Genomic DNA, 22,453 nt, shown 5'->3' with positions numbered 1-22,453 from the left:
GCGCGTCTGAAGCGCAAAATCTACGGCCGGGGATTTCAAGCCCCCTGAATACATACAGCCAGCCATGAGTCAGACGCTCGAAACCATGGAGCCGAATCCGGTGTGGGTCGAAGACGCCTACTCCGACACCGTCGACGTTCTCACACGCTACGCTGACGAATTCGAGTACAAGATATGGGGCGGCGACTGGTGCAAGGACTGCCGGGCCCAGCTCCCCGACTTCGGGGCGGCCCTGAAAGCCGCCCATATCCCGGACGCCCAGATTCACCACTACCCCGTCGAGAAGGAAGACGACGGCTCGAAGACCGGCCCACATGTCGAGGAGTACGACATCGAACTCATCCCGACCGTCGTCGTCGAACACGACGGCGAGGAGATAGCCCGCTTCGTCGAGGAAGAGCCGGTCCCCATCGCGGTGTCGCTCGCCGACCAGATCGAAGACGCGATGGCGTGAGGTTACTCTGCTTCGTCGGCCGTTGCGCCCCAGTCTAACGCCGTCCCGAGATCGTGTTTCGGCGGCGAACAGGCGAAGTTCCGGCAGGCGTACACCGTCGGCTCGTCGTCGATCTGCTCGCGGCCGGCCCAGATCGGCGGCGATTCGTCCAGTTCCAGCGCGTCGAGCCACTGCTCGAACCGGCCCTCGTCGGCCGGTCGGTGAGCCAGCAGGCGGCGCGGAACGTAGCGCTCGGCGAGGGTTTCGGTCCACACGCTCGGATAATCGGACTGGTCGCCGACCAGCGTCAGCTCCAGCGCGCCCTGCTCGTAGGTGTCCGTCGCCAGCGTGAGCGAGGCGTGCTGGAGGGGGTTCGAGGAGACGCGGTCGGCGTGGGTCCGGAGGACCCGCTCGGCGACCTCCTCGAAGCGGTCGTCGTCGCTGAAATGTGACAGCGACAGCAGGAGGTCGACGGCGACGCCGGTACTGGAGGGCGTCGACTGGTCGGTCAGTTCCTGCGGCCGCGCGACCAGTGATTCGCCGCCGGTCGGCGTGAAAAACAGCGTGCCCTCGTCGTCGTCCCAGAAGGCCTCCGTGATGGCCTGGCCAAGGTCCATCGCGAACGCGAGATGGTCCACGTCGCCGGTCGCCTCGAACAGCGTCAGCGCGCCGCGGCCGAGGAACGCGTAGTCCTCCAGATAGCCGTCGATGGCCATGTCGCCGTCCTTGTACCGGCGATTGAGCCGGTTTTCGTCTTCGTCCCACAGGTGCTCCCGGACGAACGAGAGGGCGTCGGCGGCCACGTCAGCGTAGGCGTCGTCCAGCACGATAGCGCCCTCAGCGAGCGCCCGGATCATCAGGCCGTTCCAGCCGGCCAGGATCTTCTCGTCACGGGCCGGTCGCGGCCGGTCCGTTCGGGCTTCGAAGGTCTCGTTTAGGGCGCGCTGGAGGCCCGCCGTGATTTCGTCCTCGCTTCGCTCGTATTCTTCGGCCAGCACCGACACCGGCTTCCGGACGGCGAGCACCGTCGCCCCCTCGAAGTTGCCCGGCTCAGTGACGCCGTAGTAGTCACAGAAGATGTCAGCGTCAGTCTCGTCGTCGACGGCGTCGTGGACCTGCTCGGGCGTCCAGACGTAGAACAGCCCTTCCTCGCTGTCGCCATCCGGATCTTCAGGTGGGATACTTTCGGCATCCAGCGTACTGAAAAAGCCCCCGTCGGGGTGTTGCAGTTCGCGCTGAACGAACTCGAAGGTCTCCCGGACGACCGACGCGTAGCGCTCCGAGCCGATGGCCTGGTAGCCGGCGAGGAAGGCCCGCGGGATCTCGGCGTTGTCGTACAGCATCTTCTCGAAGTGCGGGACGGCCCACTGCTGGTCCGTCGCGTAGCGGTGGAAGCCGCCGCCGACGTGGTCGTACAGCCCCCGGTCGGCCATCACGTCCAGCGTCTCCTGAACGACGTTCAGGTGGTCCTCCTGACCACCATCGGAATAGGCTCGCAGCAGTGCGTGCAGCCGTCCGTTCTGGGGGAACTTCGGTCCGCCGGAGCCCCAGCCGCCGTCCTGCCGGTCCGCGCCGCGGTGGGCGATGGTTCCGGCGGTCTGGATGATATCCTCCGCTGGGTCCTCTGGGTTGGCCGGCGTCGCTTCGAGGTCGCTCTCGATGGCCTCGGTCCACTGCCGGGCGCGGTTCTCCATCTCCTCGCGCTGTTCGGGGTCCGCCCACGAGTCCGCGAGGCGCTGGAGCAGGTCGCCAAAGCCCGGCTGGCCGCGCTTCTCCTCGGGCGGGAAGTAGGTCCCGACGTAGAACGGCTCGCCCTCGGGCGTGAGCCAGGCCGACAGCGGCCAGCCACCGCCGCCGGTCACCTGCTGGCAGATGCTCATGTACACCGAATCGAGGTCCGGACGTTCCTCGCGGTCGACCTTTATCGGGACGAAGTTCTCGTTGAGTTGCTCGGCGATGGCCTCGTTCTCGAAGCTCTCCTCCTCCATGACGTGACACCAGTGACACGCCGCGTAACCGATGGACAGGAAGATGGGCACGCCCCGCTCTTTGGCGGCTTCCAGGGCCGTTTCGTCCCAGGGCTGCCAGTTGACGGGGTTGTCCGCATGCTGGCGGAGATACGGACTCTCCGCCTCGTCGAGTCGGTTTCGGGCCGTCGGGTCCGTGGCGTCGCTCATACCTCTGGCTGGGAGCGCCGCGGTGAAAAGGAACGCGACGCCGGCAGCGGTGCCTCACTCGCCAGCCAGTTGGATGCCACGGGCGATGACATACATGAGAACGACGCCGGCTCCGACGGCGAGGATAAAATCCCCGAGTAGGGCCAGTAATGCACCCAGTGCGGAACTCTCCGAGCCGAAGAACACGATGGCGTAGGGAACGAGGCTCCCCGCGACGAACACGCCGATGAGTTTCGCGAGCGGAACGGCCTCTGAGATAATCTGAGCCGTGTTTACGTCTCCTGTGGCGGAGTCGATGAAGGGGCCAGAGGGCATGCACCCGTCCGTCACAAGGGTGGACAAAGTAGTTCCCGGTCTCGGTCCGGCGGACCGTACACGCCAGTGCTTCCGATATAGAAACGACCGTCGCAGTCAGCGAAAACCGGCGAAAAGACAATACTTACGTGAGAGCCCATCCGGCCTTCGGGTATGTCAGAGACAGTGCTGCTCGTGGGTGGCGGCGGCCGGGAACACGCGATTGCGCGCTCGCTCGCGGACTCACCGGGGGAGCTGTACGCCTGTGCCGGCAACCGAAACCCGGGCATCGTCGCCCTCGCCGACGGCTTCGAGGCACTCGACACGACCAATCCGAAGGCCGTGACGACCTACGCTCGGGAGGTCGACGCCACGCTGGCCGTCATCGGCCCCGAGGCGGCCCTTGCAGCCGGGGTCGCCGACGCGCTGGACGACGCCGGCGTCTACACCTTCGGGCCACAGGAGGCGGAGGCTCGCATCGAGACGGACAAGGCGTTCCAGCGGCGGTTCATGCGGGAGCACGACATCCCCGGCTGCCCGGACTTCGAGACGTTCGAGGACATGGACGCCGCCTGCGAGTACATCGACGAGTACGACGGCGACCTCGCGGTCAAGCCCGCCGGCCTCACCGGCGGCAAGGGCGTCCGTGTCATCGGCGACCAGTGTACCGCCGAGGAGGCAAAGGAGTATCTCCGGAGCTCCGACTACGACCGCGTCGTCCTCGAAGAGCGTCTCGTCGGCGAGGAGTTTACCGTCCAGGCGTTCGTCGCGAACGGCCAACTGCGCGTCACGCCGGCGGTGCAGGACCACAAGCGCGCCTACGAGGGCGACGAAGGGCCGAACACCGGCGGGATGGGGAGCTATTCGGACTCCAGCCTCCACCTCCCGTTCATGGACGAGGATGACTACATGGACGCCGTCGACGTGCTCCGGGCGACCGTCGACGCGCTTGAGGGCTACAAAGGTGTTCTCTACGGCCAGTTCATGCTCACCGAGACCGGGCCGCGGGTCGTGGAGTTCAACGCCCGTTTCGGCGACCCCGAGGCGATGAACACGCTGCCGGTGCTCAACACAGACTTCCTCGACGTACTGACCGCCGCACGCGACGAGGAGCCGCTGCCACAACTCTCTTTCCGCCCGATGGCGACCGTCTGCAAGTACGCCGTCCCGGACGGCTACCCGACCGATCCCGACGCCGGTGCGAAGGTGACCATCGACGACGACGTCATCGCGGAAGTCGTGCAGGACCACCGCGAGCAGTCCGGCGACGACGCGGAGACGGCCCCGGAGGCGCTGCTGTTTTACGCCAGCGTCGACGACCGCGAGGACGGCATCTACACGACCACGTCGCGCTCCTACGCCGTCGTCGGCCTGGCCGAAACGATTGGCGACGCAGAGGCCATCGCTGAGGCATCACTCCAGCGGGCCGGCACGGAGGGGCTTCGGGTCCGCCACGACATCGGCACGGCCGACCTCGTCCAGCAGCGTATCGACCATATGAACGACATCCGCGGCGGCGCGGACTGAGCGCGTGGTGGCAGCGTCACCGGTCACGCGGCGGCGACCCCCCGGGCGGTGAGCGCCGGTGGCGCTGACCACTGTCGATGTCCGGTCGTCGCTGAACGTCCTCGGTGCCATTTTGCAGTGGTTGGCCGTCCCGCTGACGATTCCTGTTCTGGTCGCCGTCATCTACGGGGAGTCACCGGTCCCGTATCTGGCCACGATAGCGATTACGCTGGGCGTCGGTACGGCGCTCGCTCGCCTCCAGCGCGACCGCATCGAGGACCGCGAGGCGTTTCTGATTGTCTCGCTGACGTGGCTGTCCATCGCTGTCGTCGGCGCGATACCGCTGTACATCGAGGGGACGGGCGTGTTCGCCAGCCCGGTCAACGCCCTGTTCGAGGGGATGAGCGGCATCACCACCACGGGCGCGACGGTCATCCGGGACTTCGACATCCACTCGCAGGCACTGCTGATGTGGCGGCAGGTCCTCCAGTGGCTCGGCGGGCTGGGCGTCCTCCTCCTTGCGACAGCAGTGCTCTCGCGGCTCTCGGTTGCCGGCGCACAGCTCATGGAGACCGAGACGCGGACGGAGAACGTCACGAAGCTCACCCCCGATATCGGCGACACCGCGCGCATCCTCGGCCTGCTGTACCTGGGCCTGACAGCCGCCGCAGCGGCGATTCTATTCGCGCTGGGTGCGAGCGGCCTCGCGCCGGAGATGACGCTTTTCGACGCAGTCGCCCACGCCTTCACGGCCATCGCGACGGCCGGCTTCTCCCCGCGGGCCGAGAGCATCGGCGCGTTCTCGCCGGCCGTCCAGTGGGCGGTGACGCTGTTCATGATTGTCGGCGCGACGAACTTCATCCTGCTGTACGCACTGGTTCGGGGCAATACCGACCGTCTGCGCAACAGCGAGGAGTTCCACTTCTACCTGGGGATTCTCGGGGTCGGTACTCTGCTCATCGGCGGCCTGCTCGTGCTCGACCAGGGATTCACCGGCGGCGTCGGGGCGACGGTTCGCCACGCTGTCTTCCAGACCGCTGCGATAATCACGACGACGGGCTACGCCTCGACGGATTTCAACACCTGGTCGGCCGGCGCGAAGAACGTCCTCTTCGTGATGATGTTCATCGGCGGGATGGCCGGGAGCACCACCTGCTCTATCAAGACGCTACGCTGGCTCATCGTCACCAAGTCTTTCTGGCGGGACCTGAACGTCTCGGCCCACCGTTGGAGTGTCCGCCCGGTCCGACTGGGACGGGAAATCGTCGATGAGGACACCGTCCGCGACGTGTATGCGTACACGCTGGTCGCGCTGGTGTTTTTTATACTCGGTACTGTCCTGCTCGTGGCCGACGGCGAGCGGGCGGGCGCACCGATAACTGAGTTCGAGGCGCTCAGCGCCGCCGCGTCGATGTTCTTCAACATCGGGCCGGCGTTCGGACAGGCCGGCCCCTACGGGACCTACGAGGGCTTTGCCCGGTCGAGCAAGGTGCTGATGATACTGCTGATGTGGGTCGGCCGAATCGAAATCGTCCCCGTGCTGGTACTGCTGACACCGACGTTCTGGACGCGTTGACTGCCGGCGAGCCGACGGGTTTGATTACCGCGGCCCCGTACACGACGGACGTGAGTGGTCCACGACACGACGGCCTGACCCAGCACCCGACGCCCGGCCCGCACAACTCGCTGTTCCCGTGGCCGGACGCCAAACACCCGCTCCGGGTGATGGTCAACTACGTCGTCATCCTCGTCTGTCGTATCTCGCCGAGCCTCCGGCTGAAGAACTGGCTGCTCTCGCGGCTCGGTGTTACCGTCGGCGACGGCGTCGCCTGGGGTCTGGAGTCGACGCCGGACGTGTTCTGGCCGGAACTCATCACTGTCGAGGACCACGCCATCATCGGCTACGACGCGACGCTGCTGTGTCACGAGTTCCTGCAGGACGAGTACCGCACCGGTGAGGTCGTCGTCGGAGAACGGGCGATGATCGGGGCGGGCGCAATCGTCCTTCCCGGCGTCGAGATTGGGGCGGGCGCACAGGTTGCGGCGAATTCGCTCGTAGCAGACGATGTGCCCCCAGAAACGACCGTCGCCGGCGTCCCGGCCGAACCGCTCGGCGAGGACGACGCGGCGACTGACGGAACGTAACTCCGCTTAGCTCCGGATACGGACGATGCCTGTATTGAACACACGCTTGTTCGGGATGATGTACTCCTCGCCGTCGCTCTCGATACGCGTGACGAGGATATCCACCTCCTGAACGATGCCGCTCTGGTCGCCGATGACGATCTCGTCGCCGATGCTGTATGGCTCTGTCAGCAAGAGGTAGAGACCGGCCGCACCGGCCTGCAGGATGTCTTTCAGCGCCAGCCCGCAGACGAACACCAGCCCGAACGCGTACGCTCCGAGGAGAATGAGCAGGGCGAGGGTCTCGACGCCCAGTTGCCCGAGCGCGATGAGCACTGCCAGATAGAAGATGCTGTACTTGACGAGTTCGGGTAGCACCGTCGCCTCCGGCATCTTGACGCTGCGCAGTCGCTCGGAGACGACGAGCTTGGCCTTATCGCCCGCAATGAGGCCGATGATAACGGCGAACAGGGCGATAAACAGGTCGGGGAGGAACGAGGTGAAGCGAGCCCAGTACAGTTCTGGGTCGGTCAGTTGTGCGATGTTGAGGACGGCGGTGACCGTCGTGATGTAGATGAACAGCGCCGCAAGGTTCGAGACGATGCCGACAGTCGACGTTCCGAGCCCCCTTGCCGTCCGCTCGAATGGTGTGCCCTCCACCGCTTCCGGCACACCGAGTTCGCGCATGAACCGGCGGGACGAGCGCCAGACGAGATAGCCGAGAACGATGCCCACCGCCAGTACCACGAGCGAAAAGACGAACGTCCCCTGGGGCGAGAACACCTGCCGGATGATCGTGGCCCAGTCGAAACCAAACTGCATCCTCAGTACTCCTCGGGGTCGATTTCGAGGACCAGTTCCCCGCCCTTGAACGCCCGTACGAGCCCGTCGCTCTCCGAGAGAACGATAGCCGTCGCCATGGTGTCACGGGTGACCGCGCCGGCCGCCATGTGCCGAGCGCCGAGTCCCTTGGGGATGTCGACCCCTTCCGCGGAGGGTTCGAGGTACCGATACGCGGAGACGATCTTGCCGGCGTCCGAGATGACGAAGGCGCCGTCGAGCCGCGAGAACTCCTTGAGCATCACGTTGACGATGGGGTCGCCGACGTGGACGTGCGATTTCTCGAAGGGGTTGTACGACAGCGGCCGGGACTTGTTCATCACCTTGCCGGCGTCGCCGACGACGAACAGGGCGCCGACTGGCTTGCCCTTCTGGCCTTTCTTCCCCAGTTCGATAGCGACCTCGAAGACGTCGCGAACGACGCTCGCGTCCGCCCTGGAGTTGACGAACATGTCGTACACGCCGGAGGGCGAGAAGTCGTTGGTCTGGACCCGCACGAGCGTGTTCTCGGCCCCATCAAGCACCTCTGTCACGCAGAGCACCTCGTCGCCCTCGTCGACGATGCCCTGCTCCAGTGCGCCCTCGATACCAAAGCGGAGACGGCCTTCGAGGTCAGTGAAATCAATCGGTAGTTCGACGAACGGCTCCGCATCGAGGGTGTTCTCCGGGCCGACGACGACGATTTCCTCGTCAACGTCGTCGAACTCCTCGAAGAACGACGCGTTCGGGGAAAACAGGAACACGGCGTCGACGTCTGCGACCAGGTCTCCGAGCAGGTCGCGCAACTCGTTCATTATCAGAACGACGCTGTCTGTCGAAAAAAAGGTTGCGGGCAGTCAGCCACGCGTCCGACGGTGGGGCACCGCGTCAGATATCCTTCGAGGGTACTGCCAGCAGACGGTCGAACGCGCCGCTCTCTCCGTGGCAGTGGCAGTACGTGCCAACGGTGTTGTATTCCGTGAGCCCGTCGTGTTCGCCGTCGATGCCGTCGCCCCGAACCATGTCGAAGGCGAACGACGCGTCGCTGCCGAGGGTCGCAGCGGAGTAGTGGAACTCGTGTCCGCGGAGTCGTTTCCCGGCGGCAGCCGTAACGGTGTCTGACTGCGCCGCTAGCTCTACGTGGTCGAGCGCCTGATACCGGTCCTGCATCTCGATTTCTGCTGGGAGGACGCCAGCCATCTCGTAGGTGTCGCCGTCGGTCGTCGTCAGCGACTCCGACAGCGCCATCAGGCCGCCGCACTCGCCGTAGACCGGGACGCCGTCGGCGGCACGACGGGCTATCTCGTCGAGTGTGCCGCCGGTTTCGAGCGACTCTCCGTGGAGTTCCGGATAGCCGCCGGGCAGATATATCGCGTCGGCGTCGGGCACCGAGTCACCGGCGACCGGGGAGAACGGCTCGACGGCCGCCTCGGACCGCAGCCGTTCGAGCACCGAGGGATAAGTGAAACAGAACGCGCTGTCCTGTGCGACGGCGACGCGGCGGTCGGCCGCCGAACCGTCACTCTTCGTCTCCGCAGCTGCGACTTCCGGTGGCTCCCGTGCCACGTCGACCAGCTGTTCGATATCGATGGTCTCCGCCGCCGTCGAGAGCGCGTCGCGGTCGAGCCCGGCCTCCGAGCCCATGTGTAGCCCGAGATGGCGGTCCGGAATATCTAGGTCCGACATCGGCGGAATCCGACCGAAGTAGGTGAGGCCCTCGGGGAGCGCGTCCCTGATGCCGTCGGCGTGTCGGCCGCCGTGGGCGCGCTGTGCGAGGATGCCAGCCACCTCGATGTCGACACCGATGCGGTCGGCGTACTGCGCGAACCCCAGCGCCGTCGCGGCGACGCTCTCCATGCCGGCTTTCGCATCGACGACCAGAACGACCGGGAGGTCCAGCCCCTCGGCGACCGCTGCCGTCGACGTCTTGCTCCCGTCGTAGAGGCCCATCACGCCCTCCACGACGCAGATGTCGCCCGCGCCGCGCCAGTAGGTCCGGCGCATCCCGTCCTCGCCCGCGAGCCAGGGGTCGAGCGTTCGCGAGGGCGTGTCGGCGAGCGCCTCGTGGTGGCTCGGGTCGATGAAGTCCGGGCCGGCCTTGGCCGGCTGGGGCTGATACCCGGCGTCTTCGAGCGCTGTCAGGGTAGCCAGCGTCGCGACGGTCTTGCCGACGCCGGAGCTCGTACCGGCGAGGACGACCCCCTCCATCGTCACGTTCCCTCCTCGGCCGTCGCTGTGGGCGCGTCGCCGATCAGGTCGTCGTAGATGGCCGCGAAGCGGTCGCGAACCTCCGCCATCGGGATGCCGGCGCGGTCGGCGAGCGCCAGCGCGCCGCCCATGCCGACCCCCTCCTTGGCCTCGCCGGCCACGAACCGCTCCATCGCGACGTGATCGCTCTGGTCGAAGCCGGGGTCCGTTACTGTCAGGTCGAGGTCGAGTCGGTCAGCCGACGCCCGCACGTCGGCGCTGTCGTCGTCGGCCACGTAGCTCGTCGTCGCGAGTCCAAGCGGTCCCTCGTAGCCGCCGTGGCGGACCAGCGCGGCGACGGCGACGCACTGACTGCCGCCGGCAAGCGTTACGGCGGTATCGCTCTCGACGGCTCCGGCGGTCAGCCCAGCGAGCGTTGCCAGGACGGGGTCACCCATCCGGCGGACGGCCCGCTTCGGTTCGTTTGCGGCGTCGCCCGGTGACAGCGAACTGGCCTGCAGGCCCTCGGCGACCAGTTTCTCCTTCTGTTCGGTCGGGTTCTCCGGCAGCGACGAGGAGACCATTCCCGGTTCGCCCAGCGCTCGAAAGACCCCGAGGGCTGTCGTCGTCCCGCCGGGAATGGTTTCGCCCAGATACAACTCGTCGGCCGGGAGCTCGTGGCCGAGTTGTCGGGCGGCTGCGAACGCTCCATGGGCTGTCGACACCGGGTCCTGCTCCGCGATGTCCTTTCCCGGGCGTGCCCCGACGGAGACTGTCGGCGCCCCCGTTTTCTCGGCCAGTCCGCCGTCGACGACTGTGACGTCAAATCCCAGGACGTCCCGGACGGCTCGTGTCACCAGCGCCGGCGTCGGACAGCCGCTCGGACTGACCGGTGTCACACTCGTCCGAACTGGCGTGCCGTAGGTCACTAACTCCGCGTCTGCCGCGGGCGTTACCGACATCAGTTCGGGGTCGGCTCCGGCGGCGCTAATCCCCGCCCGACCCGCGGTTTCGGTCGTTCCTGCGACGAGCGCAAAGCGTGTTCCGCCACCGGGTGAAGTCATTGTAGTTGTATTATCACAAGTCAACTTTAATATCTTGGTGCTGGGGCGGCGCATGATTTATACCGCACGGCCGCGGTTCCCCGAACATGGACGATTTTGACGAACTCCTCTCGTCGTTGACCCCGCGCGAGGACAACGAGGCGATCGCTTCCTACCAGAACACGACGGCTGTGGCCTGTCCATCCTGTGAAGAACCGTTCGACGATATGGTCGTCTGCAAGCAGGAGTTCACCTCCCTCAATCTCGATTTCGAGATGGACCTCTGTACGACTATCAACGACGGGAACGTCGTGTTGTTTACCCACAAGTAACTGCCGGGACAAGTGTCATCCCGTTGGTTCTCCGCCAATTCTCTACGCAGTAGTGTGGAATCCGGCAACAGCATCCCACCCTGATATCAACTATGATAATTGCAGCAATGGCTTTTTATACATCTCCCCCCATCTCTCACAATAGGCACCACACTGGTGCCGCACCACCCCACCCCCCACCCCCACATTCCTTACCTTTCCACTTCTGGTGAGGCGTCGGCTTCCACACCGACGGTTTTCGTACCCGATAGCTCATAGTCACCCCCACTACGGTAGTTCCAGGCAGCTCAACTGTCAGATCCGACTTGCCAGTGTGGCACACACGGCGCCGGCTACTCCGCTCACGACGAACCGACGGAAAATGGAAGGGGCGGGAGTCGAACCACGCGGAGCCCTTTGCGGGGTAACCACCAACCGATTCTGGCATGTTGGTCGGTAGCGCTCTACCACTGAGCCACCCTTCCAAGCTATCTATAATACGCTCCTGACAACCAAGTAAGTGATGATTCCGGGTGTTTCCGCGAGCCGACGCCTCCCGCTGGCTGCGCTTGCGCCGGTCTCCATGTCCCCAGCAGCGGCTTCCGGACGGATCGGGTTTCGCGTACGTCACTGTGTCCTGTTGGGGTAACAACAACTTATTTTGCGTTGGCCGGCGACACCCGTGTCTGTGAGCTACACGAAAGTCAACTATACCGACGTGGAACCGGTCGCCGATGCGATGCACTTCCTCCGGGACCCGCTGGACTGTGAGCAGGTCGGCGTCACTGTGCTGGACTGTGACCCCGGCTGGACCGGCAAACCGCACGACCACGCCGACGAGGGCCACGAGGAGGTGTACGTCCTTATCGAGGGAGAAGCGACTGTCGAGGTTGACGGCGAAGATGTGGCCCTCGCTGCTGGCGATGCGATCAGTCTCCCGCCGGAAGCGGAGCGAACGATTCACAACGGCGACACAGAGAGCACGTTCGTCCTCGTCGGCGCACCCTGAAACTCGCAGAAACAGATATCGTCGCCGGTGGTCAGGTCGTCAGTACGACCGGACTTTCGGCTCGTAGGTCTCCTCGTCGCCTTCGAGGATGACGGGCTTGTAGTAGAGTTCGGGGGTACCCTCGTTCCAGGCGAGCATCGTGTGCTTGATCCACTCGTCGTCCTTGCGTTCTTGGTGCTCCGCACGCCAGTGTGCGCCACGGAACTCCTCGCGTGCGAGCGCGCCGAGCGTGATGGCCTCTGCCACGTCGAGGATGTTGCGGGTCTCGATAGTGTGGATGAGGTCCGTGTTGTAGGTCCGGGACGGGTCTTCGACGGCGACGTTCTCGTACTCCTTGCGCGCCGTCCGGAGGTCCTGAAGGGCCTTCTCCAGACCCGCTTCGGTCCGGAACACGTTGACGTTCTCGGTCATCGTCTCCTGGACGTCGGCCCGGACCTCGGCGTGGTTGATGCCGTCGGATTCGATGAGGGTCTCGACGCGCTGGCGCTCCTGCTCGACGGTGCTTTCGAGGACCGCCTTTGGCTCGACAGCCGCCCCGTCGGCGGCGACGTCGTCGCTGCTGGCGTCGATGGCACCGGGTTCGACCGGCGGTTGCACGTCGCCGGGCTCGCTCTTGGCGGAGGGGCCGGTCTGGATCTCGGCGGTCTTCATGTCCTTGCCGGCGGCGTGGTGGCCGGCGCGGGCCCCGAACACGAGCAGTTCCGGCAGGGCGTTACCCCCGAGCCGGTTCGCGCCGTGTAGCGAGACACACGCCGTCTCGCCGGCCGCGTAGAGGCCGTCGATGCACGTCTCGCCGTTCTCGTCGCACTCGATGCCGCCCATGGCGTAGTGCTGGCCGGGCTTGACCGGCATCGGCTCGTCGAGGCCGTCGACGCCCTCGAAGTCCTCCGCGAGGTGGAGGATGTTCTCCAGGCGGTCGAGAATGCGCTCTTCGCCGAGGTGGCGCATGTCGAGATCGACGTACTCGTCCTCGACGCCGCGGCCCTCGTTGACTTCAGTCAGTTCGGCACGCGCGACCACGTCACGGGAGGCCAGTTCCCCCTCGTTGTTGGCGTAGCCGTGCTCGAACATGAACCGCTCCTCGTCGTCGTTGTAGAGGATCCCACCCTCGCCGCGGACCCCTTCGGAGATGAGGACGCCCGTCGATGGCAGCGTGGTCGGGTGGAACTGGATCATCTCCATGTCCTCCATCGGGACGCCGGCGCGGTAGGCCATCGCACAGCCGTCGCCGGTGTTGGCGACGGCGTTCGTGGTGTGGTCGAAGGCCTGGCCCAGTCCGCCGGTTGCGAGAATCACGCCGTTGTTCGCGCGGAAGCCCTGAATCTCGCCGGACTTGATGTCGTAGGCGACACAGCCGTGACAGACGCGGTCCTCGGGGTCGTCGTGGTCAGTGACCGCGAGCTGGGTCACGTACCACTCGTCGTACACCTCGATGCCGCGCTTGACCGCCTGCTCGTACATCGTGTGCAGCAGGTGGTGACCGGTCTCGGCACCGGCGTACGTCGTCCGCGGATAGGAGAGGCCACCGAACGGCCGCTGGGAGACGCGGCCGTCGTCCTCGCGGGAGAAGGGCATCCCCCAGTGTTCGAGCTGGATGACCTCTTCCGGGGCGTCCTTGGCGAAGGTGTCGATGGCAGGGGCGTCGCCGAGATAGTCTGACCCCTTCATCGTGTCGTACGCGTGGAGGTCCCAGGAGTCCCCTTCCTGAAGGGCGGCGTTGATTCCACCCTCCGCGGCACCAGTGTGGCTCCGAACTGGATGGAGCTTGGTCACGAGGGCCACATCTGCACCCTCTTCGTCCGCTGCAATAGCCGCCCTGAGGCCAGCGCCACCCGCGCCGACCACGATGACATCGTGTTCGTACATTGTGAGAGTGTCTCTTGGCGTGGTTTCGGCTTAGGATTAGCCAAACTTAAGCCTCCCTGTTGCGTTACCGAGTATGGCTCCACTAGTGGGTTGCATCTCGCTCCTGATATCGGGACGTCTTGTCAGGGAGACTGCATTCTTGACCTATCCGATGGAATTATATCACGCGCTGTGAATACTTAGGAACCAACTACTGATACTAGACCCGACGGATAGTCCCACTACGGGCGCTGACCCGTCTCAAACCTGATGCCAGACCAGTATCTCACGTCAACTGATGACTTCGAAGCGGTGTTAGCCGAGGCACCATCAGTACTGACAGTTACTGATGGCGAACTGATAATACGGTTTGTGAGCCCAGCGATCGAACGCGTGTTAGGGTACGATATGGCGTCGCTCGTCGGCACGAACTGGCTGGATCTCGTCCACCCGGAGGACACGGATCGCGTTCTTGCCACGCTTGCGGGCGAACGGGACGACGACGGGGCCGAGTACCGGTTCCGGAACGCCGATGGCGACTGGGTCTGGCTCGAAACCATCGTCTCATCGGACACCGAGACAGACCGCGATTGCCTGGTGTTCACCTCCCGCGACGTCAGCGACCGACCGCGCTTCGAGGCCCGGTTTCACCAGTTCGTCACCCACACCTCCGACGTGCTCACTGTGTTCGACGAGCAAGGCAATGTCGAGTACATCAGTCCGTCCGTGGAACGCGTCCTCGGCTACGACCAAGACGAAATGCAGGACTCGGACCTCTTCGAGTACGTGCATCCGGACGACCTCTCGAACGCGCTCACCGAGTTCGGCCAGATGATAGACGACCCGGGGTATATCGCCGTCATCGAACACCGCTATCGCCACGCAGACGGCGACTGGATCTGGGCGGAGTCCCGCGGCCAGCAGGTCGAGAGCGGCCCGCTGGAAGACCACGTCGTCGTGACGACTCGCGACATCTCCGAGCGGAAACAGCGCGAACAGGAACTCGAGCGACAGAACCAGCGCCTCGAGCGGTTCTCGGACGCGATTAGTCACGACCTACGGAACCCGCTGGACGTCCTCGATGGCTCGCTCGAACTCGCGCGTGAGACAGGGGAAGACGCGCACTTCGAGCGCGCCGAACGGAGCATCGACCGGATGTACACGCTCATCGACGACTTGCTCGTGCTCGCCAAACAGGGCGTCGACCCGGAGGAGATCGAGACAGTCGACCTCAGCACCCTCTCGCAACGGGCCTGGTCGATGGTCGACACACAGGACGCGACGCTGGAAACTGAGGCCGCCGACAGCATCAAAGCCGACGAGGGGGCGATGCTGGAACTACTCGAGAACCTCTTTCGGAACGCTATCGAACACGGTGGCGACGACGTGACTGTCACTGTCGGGACGGAATCGTGGGGGTTCTACGTCACGGACGACGGGACGGGCTTTTCCGACGGCACCGCGGACCTGTTCGAACCCGGCTACTCGACGGCCGATGAGGGGACCGGATTCGGCCTCTGCATCGTCGAACAGATCGTCGACGCACACAACTGGGAGGTCATCGCGACTGACAGCGAAAGCGGCGGTGCGCGATTCGAGTTCATCTGCCGCGATAGCTGAACTGAGTTCTGCGCTCGTGCCTGTGATCCCCTCCAAAACCCATCTCACCCAGTTCCGCGCGCGGGTATAGACCGCTGTAGCTATTCGGCTCGACTCACATTCGCTGCCGCTGTCGGACTCCGAACGCGAACCTGAAAACTAGCCAGTCGAATCGCGTTACCAAAACTTCAGGTTGTTCTTGACCGCTTCCCGCTTGAGCTCCTGGATATGTTCGGTTAGCGGGATGTCCTTCGGACACACTTCGGTACAGGAGAACTGGGTCTGGCAGCGCCAGACGCCGTGTTCCTGTTCGATGATGCGCAGGCGCTCCTGCTTGCGGTTCTCGCCCTCGCGCTCGTCCATCGCGAAGCGGTAGGCCTTGTTGATGGCGGCGGGGCCGAGGTACTCGTTGTCGCCGGCGGCGATGTTACACGAGGACATGCACGCACCACACCAGATACACCGCGTGGACATCTTGACCTTCTCGCGGTTCTCCCGGGTCTGGCGCTGCTCTTCGAGCTTGTCGTCGGGCGTCTCGTCGGCGTCGAAGTACGGCTCAACGGCCTCCATCTGGTCGTAGAAGTGCTCCATGTCGACGACGAGGTCCTTCACGACCTCCTGGTGGGGCAGCGGCTCGATGCGGATGGGGTCGTCAAGCTCCGATATCTGCGTCTTACAGCCGAGGCGCTGTCGCCCGTTGACGAACAGCGCGTCCGAGCCACAGACGGCCTGCCGGCAGGAGTGTCGGAAGGTCAGCGAGGAGTCGTAGTGGTCCCGCGCGTAGATGAGCGCATCGAGGATGGTCATCCCCTTGTGGAACGGCACGCGGAAGTCGTCGAAGCGAGGTTCCTGCTTCCCCTCGACTTCGGGGTCGTAACGGAACACTTTCAGCGTAATCGTGTCCTCGTCGTCGAGCGTCTCCTCTTCGACTTCCCGCTGGGCCTGCTCCTGTGCCTGTCGTTCGTCTCGCTGTGCGCGCCGACGGTCGCCCGGGGATTCGACCTCGGGCTCTGTCTCTTCGTCGGCCTCCGTCTCGGTCTCCTGTTGTTCGATTTGCGTACTCATAGTTCAGACGAGGGTTGTCATGGCCAGCGACACGCGGGTCCCCTGCACGATGAGCAGGATGCCGGCGATGCCGAGCAGGTACTTGACTGCGTTCTTCCGGGAGCCGGTGAGCCCCTGGTTGACCAGCGCGTTGTACACGCCGTTGACGCCGTGGAACGTGGCGGTGACGAGGAACAGCCACATCGTGATGAGATACCAGGGTCGGTTCATTCGGGCCTGCGTACCCAGGAAGGTGAGGTCGGCGGCGTGGTTCACGAAGTGCAACAGCATGAAGTGGAACGCGAGCACGCCGACGAGGAACACTGCCGTCAGCCGCTGGAACAGCCAGCGACGCCCGCCACGGTCGAAGGAGGAGTAGTGTTCAGCCATCAGGCTAGCTTCCCCCCGAGGAACGTCGGCACGCTGGCGACGACGATAGCGCCCGTCAACAGGAGCGACGCGTAGAAGCTCTTGTCTTGCGATTCCAGCCCCACACCCAGGTCAACCATCAGCAATCGGATGCCGTTGAGGATGTGGAAGACGGCGACGGCCAGCAGACCGACTTCGAGGAACCGGACGATAAGCAGCGATTCGAGGCCGCTGATCGTGCTGGTGTAGAGGTCGCTGCCTGCCTGCGCGCTCGCCGGATCGACGCCGACTGCAGTGCTCAGCACCGCGATGTGGGTGAACAGGTAGCCCACGAGTACCCAGCCGGTGAACTTGTGGAAGATCCAGGCCCACATCCCGGCCGTGAACTCCCGCCACCGTCCGAAGTCCTCGACGGTGCCGCGATTGTAAGACTGACTCATACACTGGGGGGTTAGTCCGGGGACAGATAGTAGTTTCTACAGCGGACGCGTATCGCCGGAATCCCGCCCGAAGACGTTCGTCAATTGACTACTCCACAGTTACCAATCGTCGTCGTCCAATCGTCGGTTCCACTCGATAGCCCGCTGTGTCCGGTCGTCAAGTCGGACCAGATGGCAGAGGGGGTTGCCGGGGTACACCAGTGGGTTCTCGAGGATGCCGACCAACAGGCCGGTAAACGGCGCACGCATCAGCGTGTTCTCCGTCTTGAACGGGTTCGTGATCGTACATATCACGTCGTCTTCGTACACCAGGTCGCCGCGGTCGTAGTGCATCTCTACCAGGCCGCCCGAGTCCGCACGGATCCAGGTTTTCTCGCCGCTGTCGTCGATGACTGTCCGCCAGCCCGGCCACCGGACCGTATCAGAGTCTCGGAGGCCGAACTCCGCGAGCACCGACCGAACGCTCTCCAGGGCCGAGTCGATGAGCGGCCGCTGGAAACGGTGGGCTTCGCCCATCTCTATCGTGATCGTCGGGACGCCCGCATCGCTCAGCTCCCGTCGGAGCGACCCCGACGGACCCTCCGAGGAGATGATGACGTTCGACGAGAAGGCGTTCGCGACCCGCGCGACCTCGGGGTCGTCCATGTTCGCCCGGACGTGGAGCATGTTCGTCCGCCCGCGCGTGGACGTGTGGAAGTCGAGGCCCACGTCACACGGGGCCAGGAAGTTCCGGAAGATCTCGTGGGCCATCCGTTTCGCGCTCGTCGATTCGGGGTTGCCGGGGAACGAACGGTTCAGGTCCCGGTCGTAGATCGGCAGATATCGCTCCTGTGCCAGAAACGCTGGGACGTTCAGCACCGGCAGACAGATCAGCGTCCCCGCGAGTCCGTCGTGGTTCCATTCGTGGGCCACCTCCCGGACGACCTCGATACCGTTGAGTTCGTCGCCGTGTGCAGCCGCGGTGAGAAACACTGTCGGACCGGGCCGCTTGCCGTTGACGATGGTAACCGGCATCCGGACGGCGTCCCCCAGATACGTCTCGCTGACCGTGTAGCGAACGTTGCGGGTTTCCCCCGGCTTGACGCGGCCGCCGTCGAAGGTGAACGGCTTGGCCTCTTCCATGCCATCACAACGAGAGTCGGCGGCTAAAACCCCTCCGGGACAAGCGAGTATCCGTACATCTATACTGTGCCCGACAGAAGACGACAGCATGAGCGACCAGGATATCACAGTTGGCGTTCTCAGCCTCCACTCCAGCAAGGAGTCGAAGGCCATCCTGAACGCGGTCGACGAGATGGGCTACGACACGGAGTGGCTTCGCACCGAAAACACCGCGATCAGCGTTACCGACGGCGAGATGACACTCGAACCCAATGTCGACGTGGTCGCGAACCGTCTGTTGCTCTCCAGCAACGAACACCCCGCGGAAGGGATCGGGCTCGGGATGACTATCAGTCGGCTCGCACCGACGTTGAACGAACCGATGGCGGCGACGACGGCCCTGCACAAGTTCGCCAGCGCCGCCGCGCTGGCCGACGCCGGCGTCCCGGTCCCGGACGCGCTGCTCGCCCTGTCGAGCGACCTGCTGAACGAGGAGCGGGACCGGTTCGGTGACCGCGCAGTGTACAAGACGGCCATTGGTACCCACGGCGGCGGGACGTGGATGGTCGATCTGGAAAACCAGGTCAACGCACAGGTCGGCGGCCGCTACGCCTTCTTACAGGAGTACATGGAACACGACGAGAAGCGCCACCACGACCTCCGCGTGTACGTCGTCGGTGACCAGATCGTCGGCGCGATGAACCGCTACGCGCCCGAAGGCGAGTGGCGGACGAACGTCGCGCTCGGCGGCGAGGTCGAAGACATGACCGGCGAACTCCCCGAGCGCGTCAGGGAGATCGCGCTCGATTCGGTCGAGGCCATCGGCCTGGACTACGCCGGCGTCGACATCGTCCAGAGCGACGACGGCTACTACGTGCTCGAAGTGAACCCCACCGCCGGGTTCCGCGGCCTGTTCAAGGCCAGCGGCGTCAGTCCCGCCCCCTACATCGCTCAGCTCGCTATCGAGCGGGCCGGCGGAAGCGTCGACGAGGAAACCGTCGAACGGCTCTCCGACCGGCTCGACGACTCAAAGCCCGCGTGCACGCCGAAGAAGCCACAGCCGAAAGCACAGGAGAACGTCGTCGTCGGCTACATCGAGGAAGTCGTCGTCACCGGAACGCAGGGGACCAAGTCCGTCCTCGCGAAGTCAGACACCGGCGCGACCCGGACCAGTATCGACGCCAAGCTCGCCGCGGAAATCGGAACGGGGCCGATTCTCGACATCGTGAAGATCAAATCCGGGAGTCTCAAGTCCGGTCGGTCACGCCCGGTCGTCGACCTCGTCGTCGGCGTCGGCGGGACCCAGCACACCGTCACGGCCAGCGTCGAAGACCGCGGGCACATGGACTACCCACTCTTGCTCGGGCGGGACATCCTCAAACACTACCAGGTCGACGTGAATCGCCGCGCGGACGACGAATCGGAAGTGGACACCGAGGAAGAGGAACAGAGCGAAGAGTAGCGACGAGCCGGTACCAGCTTCCGAACCGGCTCAGTCCTCACTCACTTCCGCGACGCTCTCGGCGATGTCCTCGCTGGCCCGCCACAGATACAGGCTCGCGTAACTGCGGTACGGTGACCAGCGCTCGGCGTACTCCCGCATCTCCGCGCGGCTGTACCCGTCGCCGACGACGGCCTCGAATCCCTTGCGGATGCCGAGGTCGCCGACCGGGAACACGTCCTCGCGGCCGAAGGCAAACAGGAGTTGCATGTTCGCGGTCCAGTCGCCGACGCCCGTGATGGCGGTCAGTTCCTCGTGGATTTCCTCGTCGGCGGCGTCCTCGAACGTTTCCAGCGAGTAGCCGTGTTCCAGAAACGCGTCGGCGACCTCGTTGACGTAGCGGGTCTTCTGTCTGGAGAGGCCGGCGTCCCGGAGGAGGTCGTTGTCAGCATCCCTGATGCCCTCGGGCGTCACGGTGACGGCGTCGAACAGCCGTTCTCGTGTCGCGGCGGCCGAGGCCATGGACACCTGCTGGCGGAGAATCGAGACGACGAGCCGTTCGAACAGGTCCGACGACGGGTCGAGCGTGAGTTCGCCGTGTGTCTCGACCAGCGGCCCGATGTCTGGGTCCGCACGTAACGCCTCGTGTGGCGAGTCACTCATTGCGCTGTGATACTGGCTCGACCGAAAAGAACGTGTCTGTCGCCGTCAGCCGTCGGCGATGATCGGGTCGGGCGGTGGTGAGGCGACACCAGCCGCGCCGACTGGCTCCGCCGGGTTGCCGACGACTGTCGTGTCCGGGGCCACGTCGTCGACGACGACAGCGCCAGCGCCGACGGAGGCGTTCTCGCCGACGGTTATCGGCCCCATTATCGACGCGTCAGCGCCGATGGTCGCACCGTCCTCGACTGTCGGGTGGCGCTTCTCCCGACGCATTGACGTTCCGCCGAGCGTCACCCCGTGGTACAGGAGCACGTCGTCGCCGATCTCGGCCGTCTCGCCGATGACGATACCCATCCCGTGGTCGATGAACACGCGCTCGCCGATGTCTGCGGCGGGGTGGATTTCGACGCCGGTCAGGAACCGCGTGACGTGGGAGACGAGCCTGGCGAGCAGCGTCCGGTCGTTCGCCCAGAGCCAGTGGGCGACGCGATAGGCCCAGATGGCATGCAGGCCGGGGTACGTGAGTGCGACCTCCACGGCGCTCGTCGCTGCCGGGTCCTTTGCGAGTGCTGTACGGATATCCGCTTTCAGTCGGTCAAACATGGTGTGTGTTGTGGGGAGAGCGTGTCGTCTGCGCACGAGACTGTCGGTCGCGGTCCGAACCACTGGACGGGAGTTACTGGGGACGACAACAGCAACGGGAAGAGCGGCAACTGATCGCGGTCCGAAGCGGGCGAGTAGCGCGACGTGGGACTCGGTCGCCCATGGTTGGTCCAACTACGTCGCTCGGTAGCTTAAAAAGCAGTGATTGGAGAACCCGGCGTACCGGCTGGAATGAATGGAATGTCCACTGGTGAGCTCCCGCTGCGACTACTGCTCAGGTCATGCCTTTCCCGAGCAGCTCCCGAGCGATGATGTTCTTCTGGATCTCGGTCGTCCCCTCGTAGATCTGGGTGATCTTGGCGTCGCGGTAGAAGCGCTCGACGTCGAAGTCGTTGACGTAGCCGGCGCCGCCGTGAATCTGGACGGCCTCGTCGGCCGTCTCGACGGCGACCCTGGAAGCCTTCTCCTTGGCCATCGACGCGAGCTGTGTGAGCTGGTCGTCGGCGTTGTCGACACTCCAGGCGGACTTGTACGTGAGCTGGCGCGCCGCCTCGATCTCGGTGAACATCTCGGCGAGCTTGTGCTGGATGGCCTGGAACTCCGAGATGGACTGGCCGAACTGCTCGCGGTCCTGGGCGTACGCCAGGGCGCGCTCGGCGGCTCCGCGGGCGATACCGACGCCCTGGGCGGCCACGCCAGTTCGGGTCTCGTCGAAGAACTGCATTATCTGGAGGAAGCCGGCCCCGCGCGTGCCGACGAGGTTGTCCTCGGGGACGCGCACGTCGTTGAGGATGAGTTCTGCCGTGTCCGACGCACGGATGCCGAGCTTCCCCGTAATCTTCTCTGCCTCGAACCCGTCGCGGTCGGATTCGACGAGAATCTGGGAGAAGCCGTTGTACCGCCCCTCCGCGTCGGGGTCGGTCTCACAGAGGACGACGAAGTAGTCGCCGACCGAGCCGTTGGTGATCCACATCTTGTTGCCGTTGATGACCCACTCGTCGCCCTCCTTGCGCGCCTGTGTCGACACCGACGACACGTCCGAGCCGGTGTCGGGTTCGGAGATGGCCGCACCCATGATGGCGTCGCCCGTGGCAACGGGCTCTAAGTACTCCTCTTTCTGGGCCTCTGAGCCGAACCCGATGAGGGCGTCAGCACCGAACGCGGCCGACTGGATGCTCAGACCGATACCGGGGTCGGCTGCGAACAGCTCCTCGGCGATGATAGCGTTGGTCAGCGTGTCGTAGCCTGCGCCACCGTACTCCATCGGGATGTTCGCGCCTGTCAGCCCCATCTCAGCGGCCTTCTCGACGATCTCTCGAGGGAACTTCTCTTCCGTGTCGTACTCGGTCGCGACGGGCTTGATTTCGTTTTCCGCGAACCGGGCGATCTCGTCCTGTATCTGTCGCTGCTCTTCTGTCAGTTCGAAGTCCATATGTGGTGTGTTG

General features: G+C 64.7%; 22 protein-coding genes and 1 tRNA gene. 8 read left to right on the top strand and 15 right to left on the bottom strand.

Annotation, left to right across the window (positions count from 1 at the left end; genetic code table 11):
* Window positions 1–64 precede the first annotated feature (64 nt).
* Window positions 65–454, top strand: a complete 390-nt coding sequence (locus tag VI340_RS07720) for a thioredoxin family protein (RefSeq protein WP_336358146.1) — start codon at window positions 65–67, stop codon at window positions 452–454.
* A gap of 2 nt (window positions 455–456) precedes the next feature.
* Here the strand turns inward: VI340_RS07720 and VI340_RS07715 are convergent, their stop codons facing one another.
* Window positions 457–2,610, bottom strand: coding sequence for a thioredoxin domain-containing protein (locus VI340_RS07715; protein ID WP_336358145.1), 2,154 nt, complete (start codon window positions 2,608–2,610; stop codon window positions 457–459).
* Window positions 2,611–2,664: 54 nt separating this feature from the next.
* Entirely contained in the window at window positions 2,665–2,925 is a 261-nt protein-coding gene (locus tag VI340_RS07710) for a hypothetical protein (protein WP_336358144.1), read from the bottom strand.
* Between the two features lie 153 nt (window positions 2,926–3,078).
* Between VI340_RS07710 and purD the strand changes: the two genes are divergently transcribed.
* From purD to VI340_RS07695, 3 genes are read left to right on the top strand one after another with little or no spacing between them, the layout of a single operon-like run.
* Complete coding sequence (gene purD / locus VI340_RS07705) at window positions 3,079–4,431, top strand: phosphoribosylamine--glycine ligase (RefSeq protein WP_008308910.1); 1,353 nt, start codon at window positions 3,079–3,081, stop codon at window positions 4,429–4,431.
* A gap of 58 nt (window positions 4,432–4,489) precedes the next feature.
* Window positions 4,490–5,986 carry a TrkH family potassium uptake protein gene (locus VI340_RS07700; RefSeq protein WP_336358143.1) on the top strand — a complete coding sequence of 499 codons (1,497 nt, stop codon included), beginning with the start codon at window positions 4,490–4,492 and terminating at the stop codon, window positions 5,984–5,986.
* Between the two features lie 20 nt (window positions 5,987–6,006).
* Window positions 6,007–6,555, top strand: coding sequence for an acyltransferase (locus VI340_RS07695; protein WP_193363405.1), 549 nt, complete (start codon window positions 6,007–6,009; stop codon window positions 6,553–6,555).
* Between the two features lie 6 nt (window positions 6,556–6,561).
* Here VI340_RS07695 and VI340_RS07690 read toward each other — a convergent pair whose 3' ends face one another.
* The 4 genes from VI340_RS07690 to VI340_RS07675 all read right to left on the bottom strand — a co-directional run bounded on the left by VI340_RS07690 (window position 6,562) and on the right by VI340_RS07675 (window position 10,604).
* On the bottom strand, window positions 6,562–7,356 hold the full coding sequence (locus tag VI340_RS07690; RefSeq protein WP_008308916.1) for a mechanosensitive ion channel domain-containing protein: 795 nt from the start codon (window positions 7,354–7,356) through the stop codon (window positions 6,562–6,564).
* 2 nt (window positions 7,357–7,358) lie between these two features.
* On the bottom strand, window positions 7,359–8,168 hold the full coding sequence (gene dacZ, locus VI340_RS07685; RefSeq protein ID WP_004960990.1) for a diadenylate cyclase DacZ: 810 nt from the start codon (window positions 8,166–8,168) through the stop codon (window positions 7,359–7,361).
* A 73-nt stretch (window positions 8,169–8,241) separates the two neighbouring features.
* Complete coding sequence (locus tag VI340_RS07680) at window positions 8,242–9,561, bottom strand: cobyrinic acid a,c-diamide synthase (RefSeq protein ID WP_336358142.1); 1,320 nt, start codon at window positions 9,559–9,561, stop codon at window positions 8,242–8,244.
* A gap of 2 nt (window positions 9,562–9,563) precedes the next feature.
* A complete protein-coding gene (locus VI340_RS07675) occupies window positions 9,564–10,604 on the bottom strand; it encodes a nicotinate-nucleotide--dimethylbenzimidazole phosphoribosyltransferase (protein WP_336358141.1) in 1,041 nt (346 codons plus the stop codon).
* A gap of 86 nt (window positions 10,605–10,690) precedes the next feature.
* Between VI340_RS07675 and VI340_RS07670 the strand changes: the two genes are divergently transcribed.
* Window positions 10,691–10,915: a DUF7385 family protein gene (locus VI340_RS07670; RefSeq protein ID WP_004592515.1), complete on the top strand. Its 225-nt coding sequence runs from the start codon at window positions 10,691–10,693 to the stop codon at window positions 10,913–10,915.
* Window positions 10,916–11,277: 362 nt separating this feature from the next.
* Here the strand turns inward: VI340_RS07670 and VI340_RS07665 are convergent.
* Window positions 11,278–11,379, bottom strand: a tRNA-OTHER gene (locus tag VI340_RS07665).
* A 203-nt stretch (window positions 11,380–11,582) separates the two neighbouring features.
* On the opposite strand from VI340_RS07665, the gene VI340_RS07660 reads away from it, so the two are divergent.
* Window positions 11,583–11,903: a cupin domain-containing protein gene (locus VI340_RS07660; protein ID WP_008308924.1), complete on the top strand. Its 321-nt coding sequence runs from the start codon at window positions 11,583–11,585 to the stop codon at window positions 11,901–11,903.
* A gap of 39 nt (window positions 11,904–11,942) precedes the next feature.
* Here VI340_RS07660 and VI340_RS07655 read toward each other — a convergent pair whose 3' ends face one another.
* Window positions 11,943–13,769 (bottom strand): FAD-binding protein, encoded by a 1,827-nt coding sequence (locus tag VI340_RS07655; protein ID WP_336358140.1) that lies wholly within the window; start codon window positions 13,767–13,769, stop codon window positions 11,943–11,945.
* Between the two features lie 249 nt (window positions 13,770–14,018).
* On the opposite strand from VI340_RS07655, the gene VI340_RS07650 reads away from it, so the two are divergent.
* Complete coding sequence (locus VI340_RS07650) at window positions 14,019–15,368, top strand: PAS domain S-box protein (protein ID WP_336358139.1); 1,350 nt, start codon at window positions 14,019–14,021, stop codon at window positions 15,366–15,368.
* A gap of 156 nt (window positions 15,369–15,524) precedes the next feature.
* On the opposite strand, the gene VI340_RS07645 is transcribed toward VI340_RS07650, so the two are convergent.
* From VI340_RS07645 to VI340_RS07630, 4 genes are all read right to left on the bottom strand, one after another.
* Entirely contained in the window at window positions 15,525–16,412 is an 888-nt protein-coding gene (locus VI340_RS07645) for a succinate dehydrogenase/fumarate reductase iron-sulfur subunit (protein WP_004592520.1), read from the bottom strand.
* A 3-nt stretch (window positions 16,413–16,415) separates the two neighbouring features.
* Window positions 16,416–16,781 carry a succinate dehydrogenase hydrophobic membrane anchor subunit gene (locus tag VI340_RS07640; RefSeq protein ID WP_008308927.1) on the bottom strand — a complete coding sequence of 122 codons (366 nt, stop codon included), beginning with the start codon at window positions 16,779–16,781 and terminating at the stop codon, window positions 16,416–16,418.
* Window positions 16,781–17,200 (bottom strand): succinate dehydrogenase, cytochrome b556 subunit, encoded by a 420-nt coding sequence (sdhC, locus tag VI340_RS07635; protein ID WP_008308928.1) that lies wholly within the window; start codon window positions 17,198–17,200, stop codon window positions 16,781–16,783. Before sdhC ends, VI340_RS07640 begins: the two co-directional genes overlap by 1 nt.
* 99 nt (window positions 17,201–17,299) lie before the next feature.
* Entirely contained in the window at window positions 17,300–18,322 is a 1,023-nt protein-coding gene (locus VI340_RS07630) for a succinylglutamate desuccinylase/aspartoacylase family protein (RefSeq protein ID WP_336358138.1), read from the bottom strand.
* 88 nt (window positions 18,323–18,410) lie between these two features.
* Here VI340_RS07630 and VI340_RS07625 point away from each other — a divergent pair, with 88 nt between their 5' ends.
* Window positions 18,411–19,763, top strand: a complete 1,353-nt coding sequence (locus VI340_RS07625; protein WP_336358137.1) for a RimK family alpha-L-glutamate ligase — start codon at window positions 18,411–18,413, stop codon at window positions 19,761–19,763.
* 30 nt (window positions 19,764–19,793) lie between these two features.
* On the opposite strand, the gene VI340_RS07620 is transcribed toward VI340_RS07625, so the two are convergent.
* From VI340_RS07620 to VI340_RS07610, 3 genes are all read right to left on the bottom strand, one after another.
* Window positions 19,794–20,405 (bottom strand): DNA-3-methyladenine glycosylase family protein, encoded by a 612-nt coding sequence (locus tag VI340_RS07620; RefSeq protein WP_008308931.1) that lies wholly within the window; start codon window positions 20,403–20,405, stop codon window positions 19,794–19,796.
* Between the two features lie 45 nt (window positions 20,406–20,450).
* A complete protein-coding gene (gene cysE, locus VI340_RS07615; protein WP_336358136.1) occupies window positions 20,451–21,008 on the bottom strand; it encodes a serine O-acetyltransferase in 558 nt (185 codons plus the stop codon).
* A 274-nt stretch (window positions 21,009–21,282) separates the two neighbouring features.
* Window positions 21,283–22,440: an acyl-CoA dehydrogenase family protein gene (locus tag VI340_RS07610; protein WP_336358135.1), complete on the bottom strand. Its 1,158-nt coding sequence runs from the start codon at window positions 22,438–22,440 to the stop codon at window positions 21,283–21,285.
* Window positions 22,441–22,453: the final 13 nt, after the last annotated feature.

This window comes from Haloarcula sp. CGMCC 1.6347, assembly GCF_037078395.1.
In the GTDB taxonomy this organism is placed as follows: Archaea; Halobacteriota; Halobacteria; order Halobacteriales; family Haloarculaceae; genus Haloarcula; species Haloarcula amylolytica.
Note: the sequence above shows the minus strand (reverse complement) of the source record. Positions and strands in the feature narration are given on the sequence as shown.